Genomic DNA, 22,670 nt, shown 5'->3' on the forward strand with positions numbered 1-22,670 from the left:
CACTGTGAATTTTGTTGTCTCTGGGGGAACGGACGCCACGGCGCATGCGCATCTCTTTTCTGCTCCACAACGCGTACGGGATCGGGGGCACGATCCGTACGACCTTCAATCTCGCCCAGACCCTCGCCGAACGGCACGAGGTCGAGATCGTCTCCGTCTTCCGCCACCGGGACACCCCGCTGATGGGAGCGCCCGACGGCGTCGCCATGAAGCACCTGGTGGACCTGAGGAAGAAGAACCCCGGATACGACGGGGACCATCCCGACCACGCCAAGCCCGCGAAGGACTTCCCGCGCGGCGACGGCAGGCACCGGCAGTACAGCCGGCTCACCGACGCCCGGATCGCGGCCCATCTGGGCGCGGTCGAGGCCGATGTCGTCATCGGCACCCGGCCCGGACTGATCGTGCAGGTGGCCCGTCAGACCCGGCCCGGACCGCTGCGGGTCGGTCAGGAGCACCTCACCCTGGACGGCCACGGCTACCGGATGCGCCGCGAGATCGGCTACCGCTATCCGCTGCTCGACGCCCTGACCACGGTCACCGAGGCCGACGCCCGCGCCTACCGGGGGCTCGGACTGCCCGGGGTGCGCATCGAGGCGGTCCCCAACAGCGTGCCCGCGCCCGCCGTGGACCCCGCCGACGGCACGGCCAAGTACGTCGTCGCGGCCGGCCGCCTCACCCGGGTCAAGCGGTACGACGTCCTGGTCGAGGCGTTCGCCCTGGTGGCCGCCGAGCGCCCGGACTGGAAGCTGCGGATCTACGGCAGCGGCGACCAGACCGGGAACGAGCGCGACAGCCTCAAGGCGCTGATCGCCGAACGCGGTCTGACGGACAGCGTCGCGCTGATGGGCAACGCCGACCCGCTGGAGAAGGAGTGGGTCAAGGGCTCGATCGCGGCCGTCACCTCGGCCCGGGAGTCCTTCGGGATGACCATCGTCGAGGCGATGCGCTGCGGACTGCCCGTGGTCTCCACCGACTGCCCGCACGGTCCGCGCGAGATCATCGAGGACGGGGTGGACGGGCGGCTGGTGCCGGTCGGCGACGCGGGCGCGGTCGCCGCCGCGCTCCTGGAGCTGATCAACGACGACGAGCTGCGCCGGCGCACCGCGTCGGCCGCCCTCGCCGCCGCCGAGCGCTTCGACCCGGCCAGGATCGCCACCCGCCACGAGGCCCTCTTCACCGAGCTGGCCGCCGCCCGCACCGGCGGCGCGGGCTCCCGCAGCGCGCTGCGGGACAGGGTCTTCCGGGTCCGGGGCGCGGTGCTCGACAGCGTGTTCGCCGCCCGCCATCTGGCCGGCCGGGTGATCCGCCGCAGCGCCTGACCCGCCCCGCCCGCCGGGAACGGCCGCCCGGCGACAGCCGTGCTTCCCCCGGTCGCGGACACGACCTGTCCGCGATCGCTGGCACACTGACCACCATGCTGGACACCTCCGCACGGCTGCTGCGGCTTCTCTCCCTGCTCCAGGCCCACCGGGAGTGGCCGGGCGCCGAGCTGGCCCGCCGGCTCGGCGTCACCCCGCGCACGGTGCGCCGCGACGTCGACCGGCTGCGCGAGCTGGGCTATCCCGTCAACGCCACCCCCGGCACCGGCGGCGGCTATCAGCTGGGCGCGGGCGCGGAGCTGCCGCCGCTGCTCCTCGACGACGACGAGGCGGTGGCCGTCGCGGTCGGTCTGCGCACCGCCGCCGGCCAGGGCATCGAGGGCATCGGCGAGACCTCCGTCGGCGCGCTGGCCAAACTGGAACAGGTGCTGCCGCACCGGCTCCGGCGCCGGGTGAGCGCCCTCACCGCCTTCACCGTGCCGCTGCTGCGCACCCCCCGGGCCCAGGTCGACGCCTCCCTCCTCACCGAGCTGGCCAACGCCTGCCGGGACAGCGAGCGGCTCCGCTTCGACTACCGCGACCACGGCGGCGCCACCACCCGCCGTACGGCCGAACCCCACCGGCTGGTCTGCACCGAGGGCCGCTGGTACCTGGTCGCCTGGGACGTCGACCGCTCCGCCTGGCGTACGTTCCGGGCGGACCGGATCACCCCCACCCCGCCGCACGGCCCGCGCTTCACCCCGCGCACCCCGCCCGCCGAGGATCTGGCCCGCTATGTCTCCCAGGGCGTCTCCACCCGTGTCTACGCGACCCACGCGGTCGTCCGGCTGCGGGTCTCCGCCGAGGAGGCCGCCGCGTACGTCGGCCCCATGGACGGCGTCCTCGAACCGGTGGACGAGCACAGCTGTCTGCTGCGCACCGGGGCGACCAGCCTGGAGGTGATGGTGATCCATGTGATGCTCCTGGGCGTGGACTTCGAGGTCGTCGAGCCGCCGGAGCTGGCGGACCGGGTCAGGGTCCTCCGGGATCGCCTTTCGCGGGCGCTGGGGGAGCGGGGAGCACCGGATTCCGCGGCGGTTCCGACAGCGCCGCGAACTCGGGATGGTGCAGATCGAAGGCCGGGGACTCCGAGCGGATCCGCGGCAGAGTGAGGAAGTTGTGCCGGGGCGGCGGAGAACCGGTCGCCCATTCCAGCGAACGCCCGTAGCCCCAGGGATCGTCCAGCTCCACCTTCTCGCCGTACTTGGCGGTCTTCCACACGTTGTAGAGAAACGGCAGCGTCGAGATGCCCAGCAGAAAGGAGCCGATGGTGGAGACGGTGTTGAGCGCCGTGAAGCCGTCGGCCGCCAGATAGTCCGCGTACCGCCGCGGCATGCCCTCCGCGCCGAGCCAGTGCTGCACCAGAAATGTGGTGTGGAAGCCGATGAACAGCGTCCAGAAGTGGATCTTGCCGAGCCGTTCGTCCAGCATTTTCCCGGTGAACTTGGGCCACCAGAAGGAGAATCCGGCGAAGGTCGCGAAGACCACCGTGCCGAAGACGACGTAGTGGAAGTGGGCCACGACGAAGTACGAGTCGGTGACATGGAAGTCCAGCGGCGGGGAGGCCAGGATCACCCCGGTCAGACCGCCGAAGAGGAACGAAACCAGAAATCCGACGGACCACAGCATCGGCGTCTCGAAGGAGAGCGAACCCCGGAGCATCGTGCCCGACCAGTTGAAGAACTTCACCCCGGTCGGCACCGCGATCAGAAACGACATGAAGGAGAAGAACGGCAGCAGCACCGCCCCGGTGGCGAACATGTGGTGGGCCCAGACCACCACCGAGAGCCCGGTGATGGCCATCGTCGCGCCCACCAGCGTCAGATAGCCGAACACCGGCTTGCGGGAGAAGACCGGCAGGATCTCCGTCACGATGCCGAAGAACGGCAGCGCGATGATGTAGACCTCCGGATGCCCGAAGAACCAGAACAGATGCTGCCAGAGCAGCGCCCCGCCGCTCTCGGGCTGGAACACCACCGCCCCGAATCTCCGGTCCGCCTCCAGGACCAGCAGCGCGGCGGCCAGCACCGGGAAGGCGAAGAGCACCAGGATCGAGGTGAAGAGCACGTTCCAGGTGAAGACGGGCAGCCGGAACATCGTCATCCCCGGGGCGCGCAGCCCCACGATGGTGGTGATGAAGTTGACCGCGCCGAGGATCGTGCCGAAGCCCGCCAGCGCCAGCCCCATGATCCACATGTCCGCGCCGACGCCCGGCGAGCGCTCCAGCGAGTTGAGCGGGGCGTACGCGAACCAGCCGAAGGACGCCGGGCCGCCGGGGATCGCCAGCGAACCGAGCACGATCAGTCCGCCGAAGAGATAGAGCCAGTACGACAGCGCGTTCAGCCGGGGGAACGCCACATCCGGCGAGCCGATCTGCAGGGGCATCACCGCATTGGCGAAGCCCGCGAACGCGGGGGTGGCGAAGAGCAGCAGCATGATCGTTCCATGCAGGGTGAACGCCTGGTTGAACTGCTCATTGCTGATCAGCTGAAGCCCGGGCCTGGCCAGTTCCGCGCGCATCAGCAGGGCCATCAGACCGGCCGCCAGAAAGAAGCCGAACGAGGTGATCAGATAGAGATGTCCGATCTTCTTGTGATCGGTGGTGGTCGCCCACTCCACGAGCACCTTGACGAGCCGCCGTTCCCGGCGCCGCCCCGGTTCCCCTTCCGGCCCCGGCCGGGTCTCGGGGGACTTGGTCTCCGTACCCATCACTGCCCCTCGGTGTGCGCGCCCGGTTCGCCATGGTGCCCGCCGGGCGGGCATGTCCCCGCCGGAACGCGCGGGGGGATTCTGTAAGGAAGCGGTGAATTCTTCAAGGGCGGTCGAACGGCTCACCGAACGGTTCGTCAATTCACCCGCAGGGCCTCGCGCCCGTCAATTGAGCCGGTAATTCCGTACGCACGGAGCCGCGAGTGGAATTACCGTGCGACGGGTGCCGGAGTGGTCGCCGGGGTGACGCGCATTGGGCCGGACGTGTGTCGAGGACCTGTGACAGAAGCGTGACCGCTGAGGTACCTGAGACGTATGAAGGGTGCAGGGCCGCCGGCTTCCGTCACCGTCCGCTGCCGCCTACGGTGGGGAGCATGGCACCCACACCCCGTTCGTCAGATCATCCGGACGACTCCGCGGACTCCACGGACGCCTATGTCGGCCTCTCCGCCGAGAGCGCCGAGCGGCGGGCCCGCGAGCGCGGCTGGAGCACCGTGCGGTCGCTGCCGCCGGGCGCGATCATCACCCTGGAGTTTCTGTCGGGGCGGCTGAACTTCGAGGTGAAGGGCGGCACGGTGATCCGCTGCTGGTCCGGCTGACCGCCGGGAGCGCAGTGCGAAGGCCCCGACCTGTACAGGTCGGGGCCTTCGCTTCGTGCCGGGGCCGGCTCAGCCGCCCGAGGTGGGCCGGGAGGCCGACGCGTGCCGGTTCCCGGATCCGCCGCCCGGCGGGCGCTCCGGGCGCGAGGTGCGCGCCCTGGGCTGGGCGAGCTGGGCGGTGGACCGGCCCGTCGGGCCCGGCCTGGGGCCTCCGGCGGTCACCGTCTCGCGCTCCGGCTTCCCGGGCGCGGCCGTCCGCTGGCGTATGACCAGCGCGGGTCTCGGGCCGCCCGTCGCCACCGGCAGCGAGGGAGCGAGCCGGCGGCGCGCCCGCCACTGCTCGCGCCGGCCGAGGATCCAGGCCTCCGCCCGGCCGATCAGCGGCTCGCACCACGGCAGGCCCAGCAGGATCAGCAGCCCGGCCGCCCAGCCGAGCAGCACATCGCTCAGCCAGTGCGTACCGAGGTAGACGGTGGTGAGTCCGACCCCGAGCGAGACCGTCGCGGAGAGCGCGGACAGATAGCGCCGGGTCTTCGGAGTGGTCGCCAGATACGCCAGGATTCCCCAGGTCACCACCGCGTTGGCGGTATGCCCGGAGGGAAATATATCGCCGCCGGCGAACAGCTCCGGAGAGCCGATCCGGGTGGCGTAGTGAGGGCCGAGCCGGCCGAGGCCGATCTTGACCGCGCCGACGGTCGCGTTGAGCAGCAACAGCGACACGCCGAGCACCAGCAGGGGCCGCAGGGTGTGCTGGCGCCAGGAGCGCCAGCCCAGCCACGCGGCGACCATCACGGCCGTGGGACCGCGCTGGCCGAGGACCACGAAGTAATCGAGATACGGGTGCAACTCCGGCCACTGCTGATAGGGCCGGAACAGCATGACCTTCCAGTCGATGAGCACCAGCCAGGTCGAGGCCAGCACGGCGACGACGATGGCGAGATAGAACGCAGACGTCCCGCCGAAGAGGGCGAGGCGAGTGCGGCTCATCCGCGGGATCTCTATCTTCGGCGGTTCCGGCTCTCGGTCCAAGCGGGCGAAGATGTCGGTACGCACCCTATCGACGTTACAGCGAGTGAGTGTGCGGCTAGGCCGATCCGGCGTCTTTGTGATGACGATGTGATGTGGAGTATGTCTCAGGCGCCTTGGTTTATTTGGGGCCAACTCGGAAATCCCGGAGGTCACCCGCCCTATTGCAACAGTTCTCCTGTCGAAGGTTCCTTTCGGTGGCTCAAATTGACGTTCACCACTCTGCCGTATGAATTCTTTCTCATCTTTGACGCCGTCCCGGGGCGCCGCCGCGGCCCGCCCGTCGCGGCCCCGGCGTGGCGTACCCCACATGCCTTGGGCGACCGGGACTCGCGTACGCTGACGGCTCACTCGCCCGTCGATGCCGGACCGCCCTGAGGGACCGTCCCCGTCCCCGGCTGGCCCGCCGAGCGCGAGGGGATCACTGGAGGTGTGCGCATGTCAGGGACGACCACGGCCGCGGCACGATTGCGTGCGGCCGGCGGCGGTGGCAACCGCTGGGTCGTCCTCCTCGTCCTCTGTGTGAGCCTGCTGCTCGTCGCGCTGGACGCGACCGTGCTCCACATCGCGGTCCCCGCCGTCACGGAGGATCTGCGCCCCAGCGGCGTCGAGCTGCTGTGGATCGTGGACGCCTATCCGCTGATCTGCGCCGCTCTGCTGATCCTCTTCGGAACCCTGGGCGACCGCGTCGGACGCCGCCGGGTGCTGCTGCTCGGCTACGGGATCTTCGGCGCGGCCTCGGCCCTCGCCGCGCTCGCCACCACCCCCGAGGTGCTGATCGCGGCCCGCGCCCTGCTCGGCGTCGGCGGCGCGATGATCATGCCCGCGACCCTCTCGATCCTGCGCACGGTCTTCCCCGACCGCCGGGAGCGGGCGATGGCCATCGGCATCTGGACCGCGGTCGCCGCCGTCGGCGCGGCCACCGGCCCGGTGCTCGGCGGCTTTCTCATCGAGCACTTCTGGTGGGGATCGGTCTTCCTCATCAACATTCCGCTGATGGCGGTGATCCTCCCGGCCGGCCGCTGGCTGCTGCCCGAGTCCCGCGGCGGCTTCGACGGCCCCTGGGACGTGCTCGGCGCGCTGATGGCGGCGGGCGGCGTCCTCGGAGTCGTCCTCGGGGTGAAGCGGCTCGGCGTCGGCCACTCCCCGCTGGAGCCGCTCACCAGCGGCCCGCTGCTGGCCGGAGCGCTGCTGCTGGTCCTCTTCGTCCGGCGCCAGAAGCGCCGCGCCCATCCGCTGATCGACATCCGGATGTTCGCCGCGCCCGCCTTCTCCACCTCCGTCGGCTGCATCGTGCTCGCCATGCTGGCGCTGGTCGGCCTGGAGCTGATCGCCGTCCAGTACCTCCAGCTCATCCTCGATCTCGGACCGATGGAGACCGGGCTGCGGCTGCTCCCGCTCACCTTCGCCGCGATGGCCGCCGGCGCGACCGGCTCGTACACCCTGCGCCGGATCGGACCGCGCGGGATGGTCGGCTGGGGCTTCGTGCTGACCGCCGGGGCGGTGCTGCTGCTGACCCTGATGGGGCAGGAGGACCGTCCGCTGCTGCTCACCGCCGGATTCGTGCTGCTCGGATTCGGCCTCCAGACCACCCTCTTCGCGGCGTACGAGTCCATGCTCAGCGAGGCCCCCGCCGAGTACGCGGGCGGCGCGGCCGCCATCGGCGAGACCAGCTACCAGCTGGGCGCGGGCATGGGGATCGCCCTGCTCGGCAGTGTCATGAACGCGGCCTACGCACCGGCCTTCCACTCGCTCGCCGGAGTGCCCGGACCGGCCGCCTCCGCCGCCTCCCACTCGCTCGGCGAGGCGTATCAGATCTCGGAGCGGCTGGGCGGAGCGGCGGGCGAGACGCTGCGCGCCACCGCGCGCGACTCCTTCGTCCACGGTCTCCATGTCACCCTCCTCGTCAGCGCCGGTCTGCTGCTCCTGGGCGCGCTCGCCGCGCTGAAGCTGCCCTCGATCATGGACTGCGCGAGTGACGGGAAGCGGGCCGTGCCGGCCGGGGCGTGCCCGCCGCCCCGCCGCGGCGAGGGGCCCGGCGCCGGTGCCACGGCCGCCGACGACGACAGCGGCCCCCGGTCCGCCGGCCGCGAGCCCGCTCCCTGCGCGGTCGAGGCGTCCGGCTCCTAGCGGCCCTCCGCCAGGCTCGCCCGGGACGGTCCGCACGGGCGGTGCGGCGCACGGCCGGGACGGTTCGCACGGACGGTGCGGCGCACGGCCGGGACGGTCTGGACGGACGGCGCGGCGGACCGTACCGTCGGGGCGACGATCAACCGGCGCCGCTGGTTCCCGTTCCCGGTCGCCCGCGGAGGCCGCCCATGTCCGAACGCCCCGAGCCCGCCCGTTTCGACGCCGCCGACCCGCTCGGCCTCGACGAACTGCTCACGCCCGAGGATCTGGCGGTCCGCGACACCGTGCGCGCCTGGGCCGCCGACCGGGTCCTTCCGCACATCGCCGACTGGTACGAGCGCGGTGAGCTGCCCGGCCTCCGGGAGCTGGCCCGGGAGCTGGGCGCGATGGGCGCGCTGGGCATGTCGCTGCGGGGGTACGGCTGCGCCGGCGCGACCGCGATCCAGTACGGATTGGCCTGTCTGGAGCTGGAGGCGGCCGACTCCGGCATCCGCTCCCTCGTCTCCGTACAGGGCTCGCTCGCGATGTACGCGATCCACCGCTTCGGCTCCGAGGAGCAGAAGGAGCGATGGCTGCCGGGCATGGCCGCGGGCGAGATCATCGGCTGCTTCGGTCTCACCGAGCCCGACCACGGCTCGGACCCGGCCGGGATGCGCGCGTACGCCCGGCGCGACGGCTCCGACTGGGTGCTGACGGGCCGCAAGATGTGGATCACCAACGGCTCGGCGGCCGATGTCGCCGTCGTCTGGGCCCGGACCGACGACGGCGTCCGCGGCTTTCTGACGCCGGCCGGCCGGCCGGGCTTCAGCGCTCCCGAGATCCGGCACAAGTGGTCGCTGCGGGCCAGCGTCACCAGCGAACTGGTCCTGGACGAGGTCCGGCTGCCCGCCGACGCCGTGCTGCCCGGGGCCACCGGACTGGGCGGACCGCTGAGCTGTCTGAACCACGCGCGGTACGGAATCGTCTGGGGCGCGATGGGCGCGGCGCGCGCGAGCTTCGAGTCGGCGCTGGCGTACGCCCGGACGCGGGAGCAGTTCGGCAGGCCCATCGGCGGCTTCCAGCTCACCCAGGCCAAACTGGCCGACATGGCGGTGGAACTCCACAAGGGGATTCTGCTCGCCCACCATCTGGGCGTCCGGATGGACGCGGGCCGGCTCCGCCCCGAGCAGGTGAGCTTCGGCAAGCTGAACAATGTGCGGGAGGCGATCGAGATCTGCCGGACCGCGCGGACCGTGCTGGGCGCGAACGGGATCTCGCTGGAGTACCCCGTGATGCGGCACGCGACCAATCTGGAGTCGGTGCTCACGTACGAGGGCACCGTGGAGATGCATCAGCTCGTGCTGGGCAAGGCGCTCACCGGCCTCGACGCGTTCCGGTGACCCGGGGCCCGACGGCCCGGGGGCCGGGGCGGCGGCCGGCGAGCGCCTCGCTCAGCTCTGGTTGTAGAAGCCGTCCTGGGGGCGGCCCTGCGGCTCGCCGTTGACCACCTGGGTGTGCGCGGGGCTGAGCAGGAACACCCGGGTCGCCACCCGCTCGATGGAGCCGCGCAGCCCGAAGGTGAGCCCGGCCGCGAAGTCCACCACGCGCTTGGCGTCGCCGGACTCCAGCGAGGTGAGGTTGACGATGACCGGGACGCCCTCCCGGAACAGTTCGCCGATGCCGCGCGCGTCCCGGAAGCAGGTGGGGGAGACGGTGGCGATCCGGCGGCTCTCGGCCCGGGCGGAGTCGGAGGCCACGCGAACGCGGGGATCGGTGACCCACGCGTCACCCGTCTCGGCACCCTCTGAGTACTCGGCGTACTCGTCGGCGTAGTAGCGCTCGTCGTTGTCCTCGACGAGTCCCAGCCAGGCGCTCGCCTTGCGCACAGATCCCATGGACGCCTCCTTCCACTGCGGTCCGCTCACTAGCGGTCTTTCGTCTTTCCTGTCCCTATCGTGGTCCATCATGCGGATCGCGCGCCAAGTGGATAGCCGCAGCGCAGGGGTTTCGTGACGGGACTGGTGCAGATGATGTGGTGGTTCGTCAGCTTTCTTCCCGTATGCGGGTGGTGATCCGCACAAAATATGAAAGTCGGGCCAGATGGGTGACGTCGGGGGCGTACGGGTGAGCGATCGATCGATACGATGCGTCCCGCACAACTGAACGACGCACGGGGGAAACGACGTGTTCGGAATGGTCCGGCCCTGCGGACATCGGCTCACCGACGGCCTGAAGGCCGAATGGACGGCACATCTGTGCGGCCTCTGTCTGGCGCTCCGCGCCGACCACGGCCAATTCGCACGGGTGGTCACTCATTACGATGGTCTGATCATATCCGTCCTGACGGAGGCTCAGGCCGAATGGACGCCCGCCGCCCGGCGCACCGCGGGCCCCTGCCCGCTGCGCGCCATGCGCACCGCCTCGGTCGCCCGGGGCGAGGGAGCCCGCCTCGCCGCCGCCGTCTCCCTGGTGCTGGCCTCCGCGAAAGTGCGCGACCACGTCGCCGACCGGGACGGGCTGCTGGCCCGCCGGCCGGTCGCCGCCGCGGCCCGCAGGGTCGCCGCGGGCTGGGACAGGGCCGGAGCCCGGGCCGGCGCGCGCGTCGGCTTCGACACCGCCGTCCTGCTCGACGCGGTCGGCCGGCAGACCGGGATCGAGGCCCTCGCCGGGCCCGGCACCCCGCTGCTGACGGTCACCGAGCCCACCGAGACCGCCACCGCGGCCGCCTTCGCCCACACCGCGCTCCTCGCCGGAAGGCCCGAGAACGCCGCCCCGCTCGCCGAGGCGGGCCGGCTCTTCGGCCGGCTGGCCCATCTGCTGGACGCCGTCGAGGACCAGACCGCCGACGCCGCCGCGGGCGCCTGGAACCCGCTGACCGCCACCGGCACCTCACGCGCCGAGGCCCGCCGGCTCGCCGACGACGCCGTGCACGGAGTGCGGCTCGCCCTGCGCGACGCCCACTTCACCGACGCCCGGCTGGCGCACATCCTGCTCGCCCACGAACTCGCGACGGCGGTGGACCGGTCCTTCGGTACGACAAGCTGCTCCCACCAGGGACAGTCCTTCGCCGGACCGTCCGGGGGAGGCGGCCCGAACCACCCGTACGGGGGAGGCGGTCAGTACGGCGCGGGACACCCCCACGGCTTCGGCGCGCCGGGCGCGCCCGGCGGACCGGACGGCCCGCCTCCGCCCCCGTCCGGCGAGGGCGGCCCGCACCGGCCCGCCCCACGCGGCTTCCTGGCCGGATGCGCCGCCTTCACCTGGCTCTGCTGCACCTGTCAGATCTGCTGTGCCAAGGAGTACGAGGGCCCCTGGTCGCGCAAGAAGCGCGAGGGCTGCTGCCGCAGCTGCGACTGCCCGGACTGCTCCTCCTGCGACGGCTGCTGCTGCCCCTGCGACTGACGGCCCGCACGGGCCGCCCGCTCACCGGGGCCGGGCGGCGCGGCTGCTCCCCGGCAGGCGGCAGTCGGCAGCCGGGGCCGCTCGGGAGACACGGTTCTGAGTGACGCCATACGGACCCTTCGGAGAAGACGGCCGGGGCGGTGGGGCGAGGGGAGTGGTACGGGGTGCGCGGCGCGGCGCGTGGTGAGAGCGGTGCCGTGGTGAGGGCGGGAGGCGCGGCGCACCGATGGCCGGCGGTCCGGGCGGACCGGCGGCGGGACGCCGAGCGGAGAGCGCCGGCGCGACGGCCGGGCTTCGAGGGGCCGAAACGGCCCGCGAGGCAGCGCGGTCAGGTCAACAGGAAGCGGACCACACGCGACCGAAGTCGATGTGGGAGCGCCTGACCAGCGGCTGCTGTGAAGACATGGCCCAAGTGGAACAGGCATCCGGTGGGGCGTCAACTGCCCTGAGACGAACGGCTCACAGTGTGGACACCCTTGACAGCGGCCCCCGCCGACCGCCTAGCCTCCAAGAGTGGATCGTGCTGAGGGGCGCGCTCCCCACCGCCTCGGTGCGGACGGCGCCGGCGCTCCCGGTGAAGGCAAGCCCGTGTTCGATCCCGCATCCACGGAGCCCTCCCATGGCCGCCCCCGCCGACGCCTTCCCCGCCTGCCCCGCCGCGCCGACCGTTCCCGACGGCGAGATCCCGCCACACCCGGCCCCACCGCGCCCGGCCCGCCCCGCACCCCCCGCCCGGGCCGCCCCGCCCTCCGTCGCCGTCATAGGAGCCGGGCCCCGCGGCGCCGGATTCCTGGAGCGGCTCGCCGCCAACGCCCGTGAGCTGTACGGGAACCGCCCGCTCGACATCCATCTGATCGACCCCCACCCGCCCGGCCCCGGCCGGGTCTGGCGGGCCGACCAGTCCCCGCTGCTGTGGATGAACTCCATGGCCCAGGACGTCACCATGTTCACCGACGACACCGTCGGGCAGGACGGACCGACGGAACCCGGCCCCACCCTCGCCGAATGGGCCGGGATCGACGGCCGGACCTTCCCCGCCCGCACCCGCCAGGGCGACTATCTGCGCTGGTTCCACGAGCGGGCCGTGGCCGCCCTCCCGCCCGCCGTCACCGTGCGGGAGCACCGCACCACCGCGCTGCGCGTCACCGGGCCGCGCGACGGACCGCAGCTGATCCGGCTGGCCGGAAACAGCCGGCCGCTCACCGCCGACCTGGTGCTGCTCACCCTCGGCCACCTCGACGCCGCACCCGACGGCGAACAGCGCGCCCTCGGCGCCTTCGCCCGCCGCCGCGGACTCCTCCATCTGCCGCCCGACTTCACCGCCGACAGCGATCTCGACCGGATACCCGCGGGCGAGCCCGTCATCGTCCGCGGCCTCGGACTCGCCTTCGTCGATCTGATGGTCCTCCTCACCGAGGGCCGCGGCGGACGGTACGAGGGAGGCGAGTACATCCCCTCCGGCCGGGAGCCCGTGATCTACACCGGATCGCGGCGCGGCGTCCCGTACCGCTCGAAGATCGGTTACGAGCTGGAGGGCGAACGCCCGCCGCTGCCGCGCTTCTTCGGACCCGAGCAGACCGCCGCGTTACTGAGCCGGGGGCCGCTCGACTTCCGCCGCGACGTCTGGCCGCTCATCGACAAGGAACTGGGCTTCGCCCACTACCACCGGCTCTTCACCGCCCACCCCGAGCGCACCTCGGGCGGGCCGCGCGCCTTCGAGGAGCGGTACGCGGCCGCCGAGCCCGGCAGCCCCGAACTGAGCGCCCTGGTCGCCGCCGCGGTGCCCGACCCCGCCGACCGGCTCGACACCCGCGCGCTGGACCGGCCCCTGGCGGGCCGGCGCTTCGCCTCCTTCGACGCGCTCCAGAGCGGACTGCGCGCCCATGTCGAAGCCGACCTCGCCCGCCGCCACGACCCCGCCCACAGCGCGGACCTCGCCGTCTTCCTCGGACTGCTCTCCGTCTACGGACAGCTCATCCCGCTCGGCGACATCGGCGGCTGGTGGCACGGCTATTTCAGCCATCTCGCCTCCGGTCCGCCCGGGCCCCGGCTGCGCGGGCTCCTCGCGCTCTCCCGCGCCGGAGTCGTCCGCTTCCTCGGCCCGGACATCACCGTCGGGACCGACGACGCGCGCGGAGTCTTCCGCGCGGGCGGCTCCGCCCTGCCCGGCCCCCTCGTCGAGGCCCGGACGCTGATCGAGGCCCGGCTGCCCGAACCGACCCTGGAACGCACCGCCAGCCCGCTGCTGCGCGCGCTGTACGAGGAGGGGGCCGCCGCCACCCCGTCCGGCCTGCTCGCCGTCGACCCGGCGGACGGCCGGGTCCTGGACCGGGCCGGAGCGCCCCATCCGCGCCGGTTCGCGCTCGGGCCGCACACCGACGGCCGGGCGAGCGGGGCGTTCACCCGGCCCAGGACCGGCGGACCGGCCTTCCGGCAGAACGACGCCACCGCCCGTGCCGCGCTCACCCTCCTCCGCGAACTCTCCCACCGGAGCCGCCCCGCTTCCTGACCCCAGCGCCCCGACCCCGGGCCCCGAACCGCCCGCGCCACAGGACCGCCAGCCGACCGACCGACCATCAGCCGGCCGATCGACCATCAGCCGCCTGACCGCCTGACCGCCTGACCGCCTGACCGCCTGACCGCCTGACCGCCTGACCGCCTGACCGCCTGACCGCCTGACCGCCGCACCGTCCTATGTCCGTCCGACCACCGCCCGACCGACCGCCGCACCGTCCTATGTCCGTCCGACCACCGCCCGACCGACCGCCGCACCGTCCTATGTCCGCCCGACCGACCGATTCGTCCGCCGCGCCGCGGCCCGGCCCGCCGACCACGGGCCCGGCCGCCGCGGCCGGGCCCGTACCCACCCGTCCTCCGCGGAAACGACCGTCCGCCGGGGACCGACCCCCTGAGAGGCCCACATGTCCGCCACCCGTCCCCTGCATCTGGCCGTCGCCCTCGACGGCCCGGCGCACTGCGGCGCCGAGCACTACACCGAACTGGCCGGGCTCGCCGAGCGCGGCGCGCTCGACTTCGTCACCCTCGGCGACTCCTTCGCCCGCCCGGGGCTCGACGCCCTCGCCGTACTCGCCCGGATCGCCCCCGGCACCCGCCGGATCGGTCTCGTGCCGACGGTGACCACCACCCACACCGAGCCGTTCCACGTCTCCACCGCCGTGGCCACCCTCGACTGGGTCAGCCGGGGCCGGGCCGGCTGGTCCGTCGGGGTCTCGGCCACCGAGGCGGAGGCCCGGCTCTTCGGGCGGCGGCCCGCCGCGCCCCTCGGCGCGCTCTGGCGGGAGGCGGGCGAGGTCGCCGACGTCGTCGCCCGGCTCTGGGACAGCTGGGAGGACGACGCCGAGATCCGCTCCGCGGAGACAGGCCGATTCATCGACAGGGAGAAGATTCACCATGTCGACTTCGAAGGGGCCTCGTTCCGGGTGCGCGGCCCCTCCACCGTGCCCCGGCCGCCCCAGGGCCGCCCGATCACCGTCGTGGACCTCACCGGCACGGGGGAGCCCGGCCGCCGGGTCGCCGCCCGGCACGCGGACGTCGTCCTGGTCCGGGCCGCCTCGCCGGAGGAGGCGGCCCGCACCCGCGCCCTGCTGCGCCGCGAGGCCGCGGGCCACGGCCGGGACCCGGGCAGCCTGCGGGTGCTCGTCTCGCTCGCCGTCGACCTGGGCGAGAGCGAGTCCGTCCCGCATCCGGGCCTCGGCGCGGGCCGCCGTCTCGCCGCCCCCGCCGCGCACTTCAGCGGCGGCCCGGTCGAGCTGGCCGAACTCCTCGCCCGCTGGCACCGGGGCGGCGCGGCCGACGGCTTCCACCTCGCCCCCATCGCCCCCCACCGCGATCTGGAGCGCATCGTCAACGGCACCGTCGCCCTCCTCCAGCACCGCGGCCTCTTCCGCACCTTCCACCCCGGCGGGACCCTCCGCGAGCATCTGGGGCTCGCCCGGCCGGTCAACCAGTACGCCACCGCGGCCACCGGAGGACCCGCATGACCGCCTTACGACGGCGACTGCACCTCGCCGCCCACTTCCCCGGCGTCAACAACACCACCGTCTGGGCCGACCCCCGCTCCGGCAGCCAGATCGACTTCGCCTCCTTCGAGCATCTCGCCCGCACCGCCGAACGCGGCCTCTTCGACTTCTTCTTCCTCGCCGAGGGCCTGCGGCTGCGCGAGCACAAGGGCCGTGTCCACGATCTCGACGTGGTCGGCCGCCCCGAATCGATCACCGTGCTGAACGCGCTGGCCGCCGTCACCGACCGACTCGGACTCGCCGCCACCGTCAGCGCCACCTTCAACGAGCCCTACGAACTGGCCCGCAGACTCGCCTCCCTGGACCATCTCAGCGGCGGCCGGGCCGGCTGGAACGTGGTCACCACCTCCGACGCCTTCACCGGCGAGAACTTCCGGCGCGGCGGCTTCCTGGACCGGGCCGACCGCTATCGCAGGGCGGAGGAGTTCGTCCGGGCCGCCCGGACGCTGTGGGACTCCTGGACCCCCGACGGCACGGCGCGCCCCGTCGCCCACACGGGCGACCACTTCACCATCGCGGGGGAGTTCACCGTACCGAGATCCCCCCAGGGACACCCGGTCGTCATCCAGGCGGGCGACTCCGCCGACGGGCGCGAGTTCGCCGCCTCGTCGGCGGACGTGGTCTTCTCCCGGCACGGCACGCTGGAGGCGGGCCGCGCCTTCTACGCCGACGTCAAGTCCCGGCTCGCCGCGTACGGCCGCCGCCCCGAGGACCTCAAGATCATGCCGGGGGTCACCTTCGTCCTCGGCGCGAGCGACGCCGAGGCGCAGGAGCGGGCCGCCGAGATCCGGCGGCAGCAGATCTCCCCGCAGAACGCGATCCTCGCCCTGGAGCAGATCTGGGGCCGGGACCTCTCCTCGTACGACCCCGACGGGCCGCTCCCGGCCGTCGATCCGGACCCCGCCGTCACCCTCGCCCAGGGGCGGGTGAGCGCGGGGGACCCGTTCGAGACCGCGGCCCGCTGGCGGGCCCTGTCGGAGGCGAAGGGACTCTCGATCCGGCAGACCGTCATCGAGACCACCGGGCGGCAGTCCTTCGTCGGCACCCCTCAGGGAGTCGCCGAGGAGATGCAGCGCTTTGTCGACCTGGAGGCGGTCGACGGATTCATCCTCGTACCGCATCTCACCCCCGGCGGCCTCGACGAGTTCGTCGAGCGGGTGGTGCCGCTGCTCCAGGAGCGCGGCGCCTTCCGCGAGCGGTACTCCGGCACGACCCTCCGCTCCCATCTGGGGCTGGCCGAGCCGGTGTGGAATGGTTGAGCACATGACCACGGACGCACAGCAGACAGCCGGAGACGGCCCCGGCGGACAGCGGTCGCAAGGCTGGCGGAAGTGGCACCGGCGGCGGGTGGAGACCATCACCGCGCCGTACGGACCGCTCTCGCTCACCGGCACCCACTGGCTCGACGACCACCCCCAGGGGCGGATCCCGTCGGTCCCCGGCAGCTGGACGGCCGACGGCGACGAGGTGGTGCTCACCGCCGTCGCCGCCGACGGGCTCAGCCTCGGCGGCGAGCCGTTCACCGGCACGGCCCGGCTCGCCGCCCACCACGGACCCATCCCCGAATCCCCGGTCGCGCACGGCGAACGGCGACTGGTGGTGCTGCGCCGCGAGGGGCTCTGGGCGATCCGCGACTTCGATCCGGCCGCCCCGGCCCGCACCGGGTTCGCGGGCTTCGAGGCCACCCCCTACGATCCCCGCTGGGCGCTGCCGGGGCGCTTCCGCCCCTATCCGGAGCACCGCAGCGTCCGGGTCGAGAACGCCGACGGGCGCGAGCGCGGCCTCGGCCTCGCGGGCGAGATCCTCTTCTCCCTCGACGGCGAGGAGTACGGCCTGCACGCCGCCGTGGAGGACGACGGCTCGCTGTGGGCCGTCTTCGCCGACGCCACCGGCGGGGACACCAGCTACCGCTTCCGCTTCCTGCGGCCGGGGGCTCCCGCCGCGGACGGCACGGTGACCGTCGACTTCAACCGGGCGCTGCTGCCGCCGTGCGCCTTCGCCGAGCACTTCATCTGCCCCTTCCCGCCGCCCGGGAACACCCTCCCGGTCGCCGTGGAGGCGGGCGAGCGCATTCCGCTCGGCGGCTGACCCGGCCGGCGCGCCGGGGGAGGGCCCCGGGCCCTCCCCCGGCGACCCGGACGACCCCGGAACGCGCCCTTGCGCCGGGGGACGGGCGGTCGAATACTCCCCAGCAGCGTCACGGCGTGATCCGGGACGGTGTTCCGGCGGCGGGAGAGACGGGGCGGTAACGTGAAACGCATTGGCATCACCGGCCACCGGTTCATTCCCGAAGAGGCCCACGGCCATATCCGCGCCGGGCTGCGCGCGGCGCTGCGCGGGCACGGCGGGGCGCTTCAGGCGTTCTCCAGCCTCGCCGTCGGCGCGGACCAGATCTTCGCCGACGTCGCGCTCTCCTGCGGGGCCGAGCTGACCGCCGTGATCCCGAGCGGCGACTACGCGGACGGCTTCACCGAACCCGCCGAGCTGGCCCGCTTCGAGGAGCTGAGGGGCCGGGCCGCCCGGGAGGTCAGGCTCGCGTTCCCGCACTCCACGGACGAGGCCTACTACGCCGCCGGGGCGTACATCGCCGACAACTGCGACCGGCTGCTCGCGGTCTGGGACGGCTGCCCGGCGCGCGGACTCGGCGGTACGGCCGACATCGTCCGCTACGCCCGCGACCGGGGCACTCCGGTGACCGTCATCTGGCGCGAGGGCCTGGAGCGCGGGTGACCCGCCGGGCGGAGCGTCCGGCGGGTCGTCGGGCGGGCCCGGGTCGACGGGCCCGGGTCGACGGGCGGGCCGCCCGACGCACCGCCCGACGACCGGTCCCCTCAACTGCGGTGCCGCGCCAGCCAGTCCGTGTGCTGCGGAGACACGATCCGCTCCGTCTCGTAGACCGCGGAGGGCCACTGCGCCTCGGTGACCGAGGTCTCCATCGCGGTGTGCATCGCCGCCAGATCCTCCTCCACCAGCGAGTGCGCGGCGATCAAGGGCTGGTGCCGCCGGATCTCGCTCCAGGCCAGACAGCCGGCGGCCGCCGCCGACAGCACCCCCGCGCCGCCGGCGGAGCCGGTGAGCGAGAAGGCGCGCAGCAGGGAGAGGAAGAGCGCGGCCAGGGTGAGCAGTCCGATCGAGAGCGACCACACCCGCGTCGCCCGCCGGGAGTTCTCCGCGCTGCGGCGGTACCAGTTGCGCTGTTCGATGAGCCGGTCCCTGACGAAGGTCTCCTTGCGCGCCCCGAACGGTTCGGCGCGCAGCCTGCGCATGGCCGGGGTGACGAGGTCGGCGGCGGCCAGCTCGGGCAGGGCGGACCGGGGATCCTCCCAGCCGACCTTGGCGAGTTCCCGCAGCCCGTCCCCCAGCCGTTCGGCGAAGACGGCGTCGGGGTCGGGAACGGGGTCGGGGACGGGGCCGCCCGGGCGTACGTCGAAGGGTGTCCCATGCACGGAATAGCGCCAGCAGAGGGACTTGATGAACTCGGCCGCCGAACGGTTCAGTTGCCATTGCGATTTCGCCCGGCGCCGGGAAGCGCGGTAGCCCAGCAGGAGCACTCCGGCGTACGCCAGGGCGGCCAGCGCGCCGGGGAGTTGGAAGGACTCGCCCACGGTGAGGGACGAGGGCAGCGCGGCCGCCGCCGCTCCGGCCACCAGCAGCAGCAGCGAGAGACGGGTGGAGCCGACGGCCTCCCGCTGGCGGGCTACGGCCGTCGCGTCGGTGTGGTGGAAGAGGGCGGGGAGATCGGTGTTGCGGAATACGATGCTGTCCGTTGCGCCAGGAAACCCGGTCATCTGTCCCCCTGACTGCGAAATGTCTTCACTCTTTAGGCGGAATGACCAGTTCCGGACCCGCCTGTGAGAATGTGACGAAACTCTTTTGTTCCCTGTCCCCGAGCGAGTTGCCGACAGTGGCCATGAGAGTAAAGTCGTGCCGCCACCACCGCAATGGTGCGTGGTGAACAGCGCTAGGACACCAGAACAAGGACGGCCCCCATGACGATTCACACCACCCCGAGCTTCGCCGCCGCGAAGAAGAACCGAGTCTCCCTGGCGCAGATCGACGTCCGGGGCACAGAGGCCGCCAAGAGGCTCGCACGGGTTCTCCCCGTCGCGGGCGAGCGCACCGTCACCACCTCCACGTTCAACTCCGCGCTCTAGTCTGGCCCTAGAATGGCGGAATGAAAGGACCGCTGGTCCCGTTCCGCGAGATCGTGCTGAAGGTTCACAGCAGATGTGATCTTGCATGTGACCACTGCTATATCTACGAACACGCCGATCACAGCTGGCGTAACCGCCCCAAGGCAATCACCGACGAGGCGATTTCCTGGACAGCTCTGCGACTGGCCGAGCATGCCAAGAGCCATGCCCTGCCCTCCGTGTCAGTGATCCTGCACGGAGGGGAGCCTCTGCTGGCGGGCCCCGCCCGGCTGCGCCGGGTGTGCGAGGAGCTGACCGCCGCGCTCGACGGCGTCGCCGCGCTGGACCTGCGGATCCACACCAACGGGGTGCAGCTCGGCCCGCGCTATCTCGATCTGTTCGACGAGTTCGGCGTCAAGGTCGGCATCTCCCTCGACGGCGACCGCGCGGCCAACGACCGGCACCGCAGATTCGCCGACGGACGCACCAGCCACCCGCTCGTCCTGCGGGCCGTCCGGCTGCTGAACGAGGAGCGCTACCGCCACCTCTACCTCGGTCTGCTCTGCACGGTCGACATCGCCAACGACCCCGTCGCCGTGTACGACGCGCTCGCCGAACTGGACCCGCCGCTCGTCGACTTCCTGCTGCCGCACGCCACCTGGGAGACCCCGCCGCCCCGCCCCGACGGATCGCCCACCGCGTACGCCGACTGGCTGCTCGCCGTCTACGACCGCTGGGACGCCGGCGGCCGCCGGGTCCCGGTCCGGCTCTTCGCCTCGGTGCACTCCACCCTCACCGGCGGCCCCGGTCTCACCGAGTCCCTCGGTCTGGCCCCCACCGATCTGGTCGTCGTGGAGACCGACGGATCCCTGGAGCAGGTCGACTCCCTGAAGAGCGCCTACGACGGCGCCGCCGCCACCGGCTTCGACGTCTTCGCCCACCCCTTCGACGAGGTGGCCCGCCACCCCGGGGTCCGGGCCCGCCAGCTCGGCCTGGCCGGGGTCGGCGAGACCTGCCGCACCTGCCCCGTCGTCCGCTCCTGCGGCGGCGGCCTCTACACCCACCGCTACAGCGAGTCGCGGGGCTTCGACAACACCTCCGTCTACTGCGGCGACCTCGAAGCCCTGATCCGCGGCGTCGAACAGCGCGCGTCCGCCGCCCTCACGCCCCGCGCCGTCGGCGAACCCGCCGCCCTCCTCGCCGAACACCAGGACCTCACCCTCACCCTGCTCGCCTCGCTCCACAGCGAACTGGCCGGGCGCGGCGGCGAGCTGTGGGACCGGGCCTGGCGGCTCGCCCTCGGCCTCGACGCCGGCGGGGCCGCGCTCGACGCCCTCCTCGGCCACCCCTACACCCAGACCTGGCTCCGCCGGACCCTCACCGCGCTCGCCGCCGGCCGGCCCGGGGCCGTCGGCGAGGCCCTGCGGCTGCCCGCCCTGATCGCCGCCGCCCTGATCACCGCGGGCGACCCGGCCCCGGTCCGCGTCCGCTACGAGAACGGGGTGCTCCCGCTGCCCGGCCTCGGCCGGCTCCGCCTCGGTCCGCCCGGCGCCGGCGGCGAGGCCGTCGTCCACGCCCGGCCGGGCGGCTTCGCCGTGACGGCGGACGGCCGGCCGGCCCGGGACGTCCCGCTGGACACGGAGACCGCCGACTGGCTGCCCGTACGCGTCATCGGCGGCCGCGACGGGACGCCCCGGCTGCGGCTGGACGACCTCGACGACCACCGGGACTGCTTCGCCGCCCCCGTACGGCCGAGGCTGGACGCCGCCGAGGCGGACCGCTGGGACCGGCTGCTGACCGAGGCGTGGGCGCTGCTGCGCGAGAGGGCCCCCGAGCAGGCGGCCGAGGCGGCCGGGGCGCTCACCACGCTGACCCCGCTCACCGCCCTGACCCCGCTGACCACCCTGACCCCGGCGGATACCCCGCCGCACCGGCCGTACGCCGCCCCCGCCGCCGATCCCGCCGTGCGCGGGCACGGCTACGGCGCGCTGGGCCTCGCCCTGCCCGACGACGCCCGGGAGCTGGCGGTCGCGCTGCTGCGCGGCTTCCGGCGCGCCCGGCTGGACGCTCTGCTCGACGTCAGTGATCTCTACGCGCAGGACGGCTGGTGGCGTCATCCGGCGCCCTGGCAGGAGGGGGAGGTTCCGGTGTCCGAACTGCTGGCGGGAGTCTGCGAGCGGGCGGGGCTCGCGCCCTTCGACCCCGAGGGCGCGCACCAGGCCGTACGCGCGCTGAAGACGCTGGAGAGCGCGCCGGAACTGGCGGTCGCCGGGCGGCGGCTGCTGGAGGAGCTGCGCACGGAGCTGAAGGGGTACGCGGAGACCTCGGGGGCCTTCCGCGCCGAGGGGCCCGCCGTGTCCGCCCCGACCGCCGTGTCCACCCGGGCCTCCGGGACCTCCGCGGCCCGGGAGGTCGCCGGAGCCGCCGTGTCCGCCCCGATCGCGGCGCCCCCCGTCACGTCGTCCGCGCCCCCCGCCCCCCGCCGTGGCTGAGACCGGGCGCGCGGCCCCCCGGGAGCGTGAGCGGCTGACGCGGTCCCTGCGGGAGCTGGGCGTCGAGCCGGGCGACACGCTGTTGGCGCACGCCTCCCTGCGGGGCGCCGGGCTCGACGCCGACACCCTCAGGGACGCGCTCCTCGACGTACTGGGCCCGGACGGCACCCTGGTCGTCCCCGCCTTCACCGAGGCCAACTCCGACACCTCCGACGCCCACCGCGCCCGGGTGGCCGGTCTGATGCCCGCGGAGGCCGCCGCCTTCCGGCGGGCCATGCCCGCCTTCGACCCCGCCGCCACACCGAGCCAGGGCATGGGCCGGCTCGCCGAGTCCGTCCGCACCGCCCCGGGAGCCGTCCGCAGCACCCATCCGCAGACCTCGTTCGCGGCCGTCGGCCGCCGCGCCGGGGAATTGCTCTCGTGTCACCCCCTCTCCTCCCACCTCGGTGAGAACTCCCCGCTCGGCGCTCTCTACCGCACCTCGGCGCGAGTTCTGATGATCAATGTCGATTTCGACGTCTGCACCGCCTTTCATCTCGCCGAGTACCGGACCAATGCGCCCCTCAGGTCGTACCGTTGTGTAGTTCTGTGCCCCGACGCGGGTAAGAAATGGACGGAGTACGAGGACGTCCGGCTGGACGAGAGCGATTTCGACGCGATCGGCGCGGCGTTCACCTGGGGCATGGAACAGAAGGGGCAGCTGGGAGGCGGAACCGCGCGGTTGTTCTCACTCAGAGCGGCAGTCGATCACGCGGTGGCCTGGATGACCGAAAAGCGGCGTTGATATGACTGAATAGCG

17 protein-coding genes and 1 pseudogene are annotated in these 22,670 nt (G+C 73.2%); 14 read left to right on the forward strand and 4 right to left on the reverse strand.

The genetic code is table 11. The features are described from left to right. Positions 1-44 precede the first annotated feature (44 nt). Positions 45-1,322 (forward strand): glycosyltransferase, encoded by a 1,278-nt coding sequence (locus ACF089_RS02475; RefSeq protein WP_392020696.1) that lies wholly within the window; start codon positions 45-47, stop codon positions 1,320-1,322. 95 nt (positions 1,323-1,417) lie between these two features. Further along, the gene (locus tag ACF089_RS02480; RefSeq protein WP_392020698.1) at positions 1,418-2,473 is read left to right on the forward strand and encodes a helix-turn-helix transcriptional regulator; all 1,056 of its coding nucleotides are present in this window, start codon (positions 1,418-1,420) and stop codon (positions 2,471-2,473) included. A gap of 46 nt (positions 2,474-2,519) precedes the next feature. Here the strand turns inward: ACF089_RS02480 and ACF089_RS02485 are convergent. Beyond that, a pseudogene (locus ACF089_RS02485) lies at positions 2,520-4,124 on the reverse strand (cbb3-type cytochrome c oxidase subunit I); the annotation flags it as partial. A gap of 320 nt (positions 4,125-4,444) precedes the next feature. Between ACF089_RS02485 and ACF089_RS02490 the strand changes: the two are divergent. Then, complete coding sequence (locus ACF089_RS02490) at positions 4,445-4,669, forward strand: I78 family peptidase inhibitor (protein ID WP_392020701.1); 225 nt, start codon at positions 4,445-4,447, stop codon at positions 4,667-4,669. Between the two features lie 69 nt (positions 4,670-4,738). On the opposite strand, the gene ACF089_RS02495 is transcribed toward ACF089_RS02490, so the two are convergent. Beyond that, positions 4,739-5,722: a phosphatase PAP2 family protein gene (locus tag ACF089_RS02495; protein WP_392020704.1), complete on the reverse strand. Its 984-nt coding sequence runs from the start codon at positions 5,720-5,722 to the stop codon at positions 4,739-4,741. A gap of 411 nt (positions 5,723-6,133) precedes the next feature. On the opposite strand from ACF089_RS02495, the gene ACF089_RS02500 reads away from it, so the two are divergent. Beyond that, positions 6,134-7,825, forward strand: coding sequence for an MFS transporter (locus ACF089_RS02500; RefSeq protein ID WP_392020707.1), 1,692 nt, complete (start codon positions 6,134-6,136; stop codon positions 7,823-7,825). A gap of 188 nt (positions 7,826-8,013) precedes the next feature. Beyond that, positions 8,014-9,204, forward strand: coding sequence for an acyl-CoA dehydrogenase family protein (locus ACF089_RS02505; protein WP_392020709.1), 1,191 nt, complete (start codon positions 8,014-8,016; stop codon positions 9,202-9,204). Between the two features lie 51 nt (positions 9,205-9,255). On the opposite strand, the gene ACF089_RS02510 is transcribed toward ACF089_RS02505, so the two are convergent. Then, complete coding sequence (locus ACF089_RS02510; protein WP_392020711.1) at positions 9,256-9,699, reverse strand: cell division protein SepF; 444 nt, start codon at positions 9,697-9,699, stop codon at positions 9,256-9,258. Positions 9,700-9,988: 289 nt separating this feature from the next. Here ACF089_RS02510 and ACF089_RS02515 point away from each other — a divergent pair, with 289 nt between their 5' ends. The 6 genes from ACF089_RS02515 (at position 9,989) to ACF089_RS02540 (ending at position 17,976) form a co-directional block, all read left to right on the forward strand. Further along, entirely contained in the window at positions 9,989-11,206 is a 1,218-nt protein-coding gene (locus ACF089_RS02515) for a DUF5685 family protein (RefSeq protein WP_392020713.1), read from the forward strand. A gap of 619 nt (positions 11,207-11,825) precedes the next feature. Next, entirely contained in the window at positions 11,826-13,715 is a 1,890-nt protein-coding gene (locus tag ACF089_RS02520; protein ID WP_392020716.1) for an FAD/NAD(P)-binding protein, read from the forward strand. A 412-nt stretch (positions 13,716-14,127) separates the two neighbouring features. Further along, entirely contained in the window at positions 14,128-15,207 is a 1,080-nt protein-coding gene (locus tag ACF089_RS02525; RefSeq protein ID WP_392020719.1) for an LLM class flavin-dependent oxidoreductase, read from the forward strand. Then, complete coding sequence (locus ACF089_RS02530) at positions 15,204-16,505, forward strand: NtaA/DmoA family FMN-dependent monooxygenase (protein ID WP_392020722.1); 1,302 nt, start codon at positions 15,204-15,206, stop codon at positions 16,503-16,505. The genes ACF089_RS02525 and ACF089_RS02530 overlap by 4 nt, the downstream gene beginning before the upstream one ends. A 4-nt stretch (positions 16,506-16,509) precedes the next feature. Then, positions 16,510-17,334, forward strand: coding sequence for a DUF1684 domain-containing protein (locus ACF089_RS02535; RefSeq protein ID WP_392020725.1), 825 nt, complete (start codon positions 16,510-16,512; stop codon positions 17,332-17,334). 162 nt (positions 17,335-17,496) lie between these two features. Continuing rightward, entirely contained in the window at positions 17,497-17,976 is a 480-nt protein-coding gene (locus tag ACF089_RS02540; RefSeq protein ID WP_392020727.1) for a hypothetical protein, read from the forward strand. A gap of 101 nt (positions 17,977-18,077) precedes the next feature. Here ACF089_RS02540 and ACF089_RS02545 read toward each other — a convergent pair whose 3' ends face one another. Further along, on the reverse strand, positions 18,078-19,034 hold the full coding sequence (locus tag ACF089_RS02545) for a DUF4231 domain-containing protein (protein ID WP_392020730.1): 957 nt from the start codon (positions 19,032-19,034) through the stop codon (positions 18,078-18,080). A 201-nt stretch (positions 19,035-19,235) separates the two neighbouring features. On the opposite strand from ACF089_RS02545, the gene fxsA reads away from it, so the two are divergent. From fxsA to ACF089_RS02560, 3 genes are read left to right on the forward strand one after another with little or no spacing between them, the layout of a single operon-like run. Beyond that, on the forward strand, positions 19,236-19,400 hold the full coding sequence (gene fxsA / locus ACF089_RS02550) for an FxSxx-COOH cyclophane-containing RiPP peptide (protein WP_392020733.1): 165 nt from the start codon (positions 19,236-19,238) through the stop codon (positions 19,398-19,400). 20 nt (positions 19,401-19,420) lie between these two features. Then, positions 19,421-21,871, forward strand: coding sequence for a radical SAM/SPASM protein FxsBH, inactivated beta-hydroxylase extension form (fxsBH, locus tag ACF089_RS02555; RefSeq protein WP_392020736.1), 2,451 nt, complete (start codon positions 19,421-19,423; stop codon positions 21,869-21,871). Further along, entirely contained in the window at positions 21,864-22,655 is a 792-nt protein-coding gene (locus ACF089_RS02560; RefSeq protein ID WP_392020739.1) for an aminoglycoside N(3)-acetyltransferase, read from the forward strand. The genes fxsBH and ACF089_RS02560 overlap by 8 nt, the downstream gene beginning before the upstream one ends. Positions 22,656-22,670 lie beyond the last annotated feature (15 nt).

Origin of the sequence: Streptomyces sp. NPDC014894, assembly GCF_043080985.1 — a bacterium.
Taxonomy (GTDB): Bacteria; Actinomycetota; Actinomycetes; order Streptomycetales; family Streptomycetaceae; genus Streptomyces.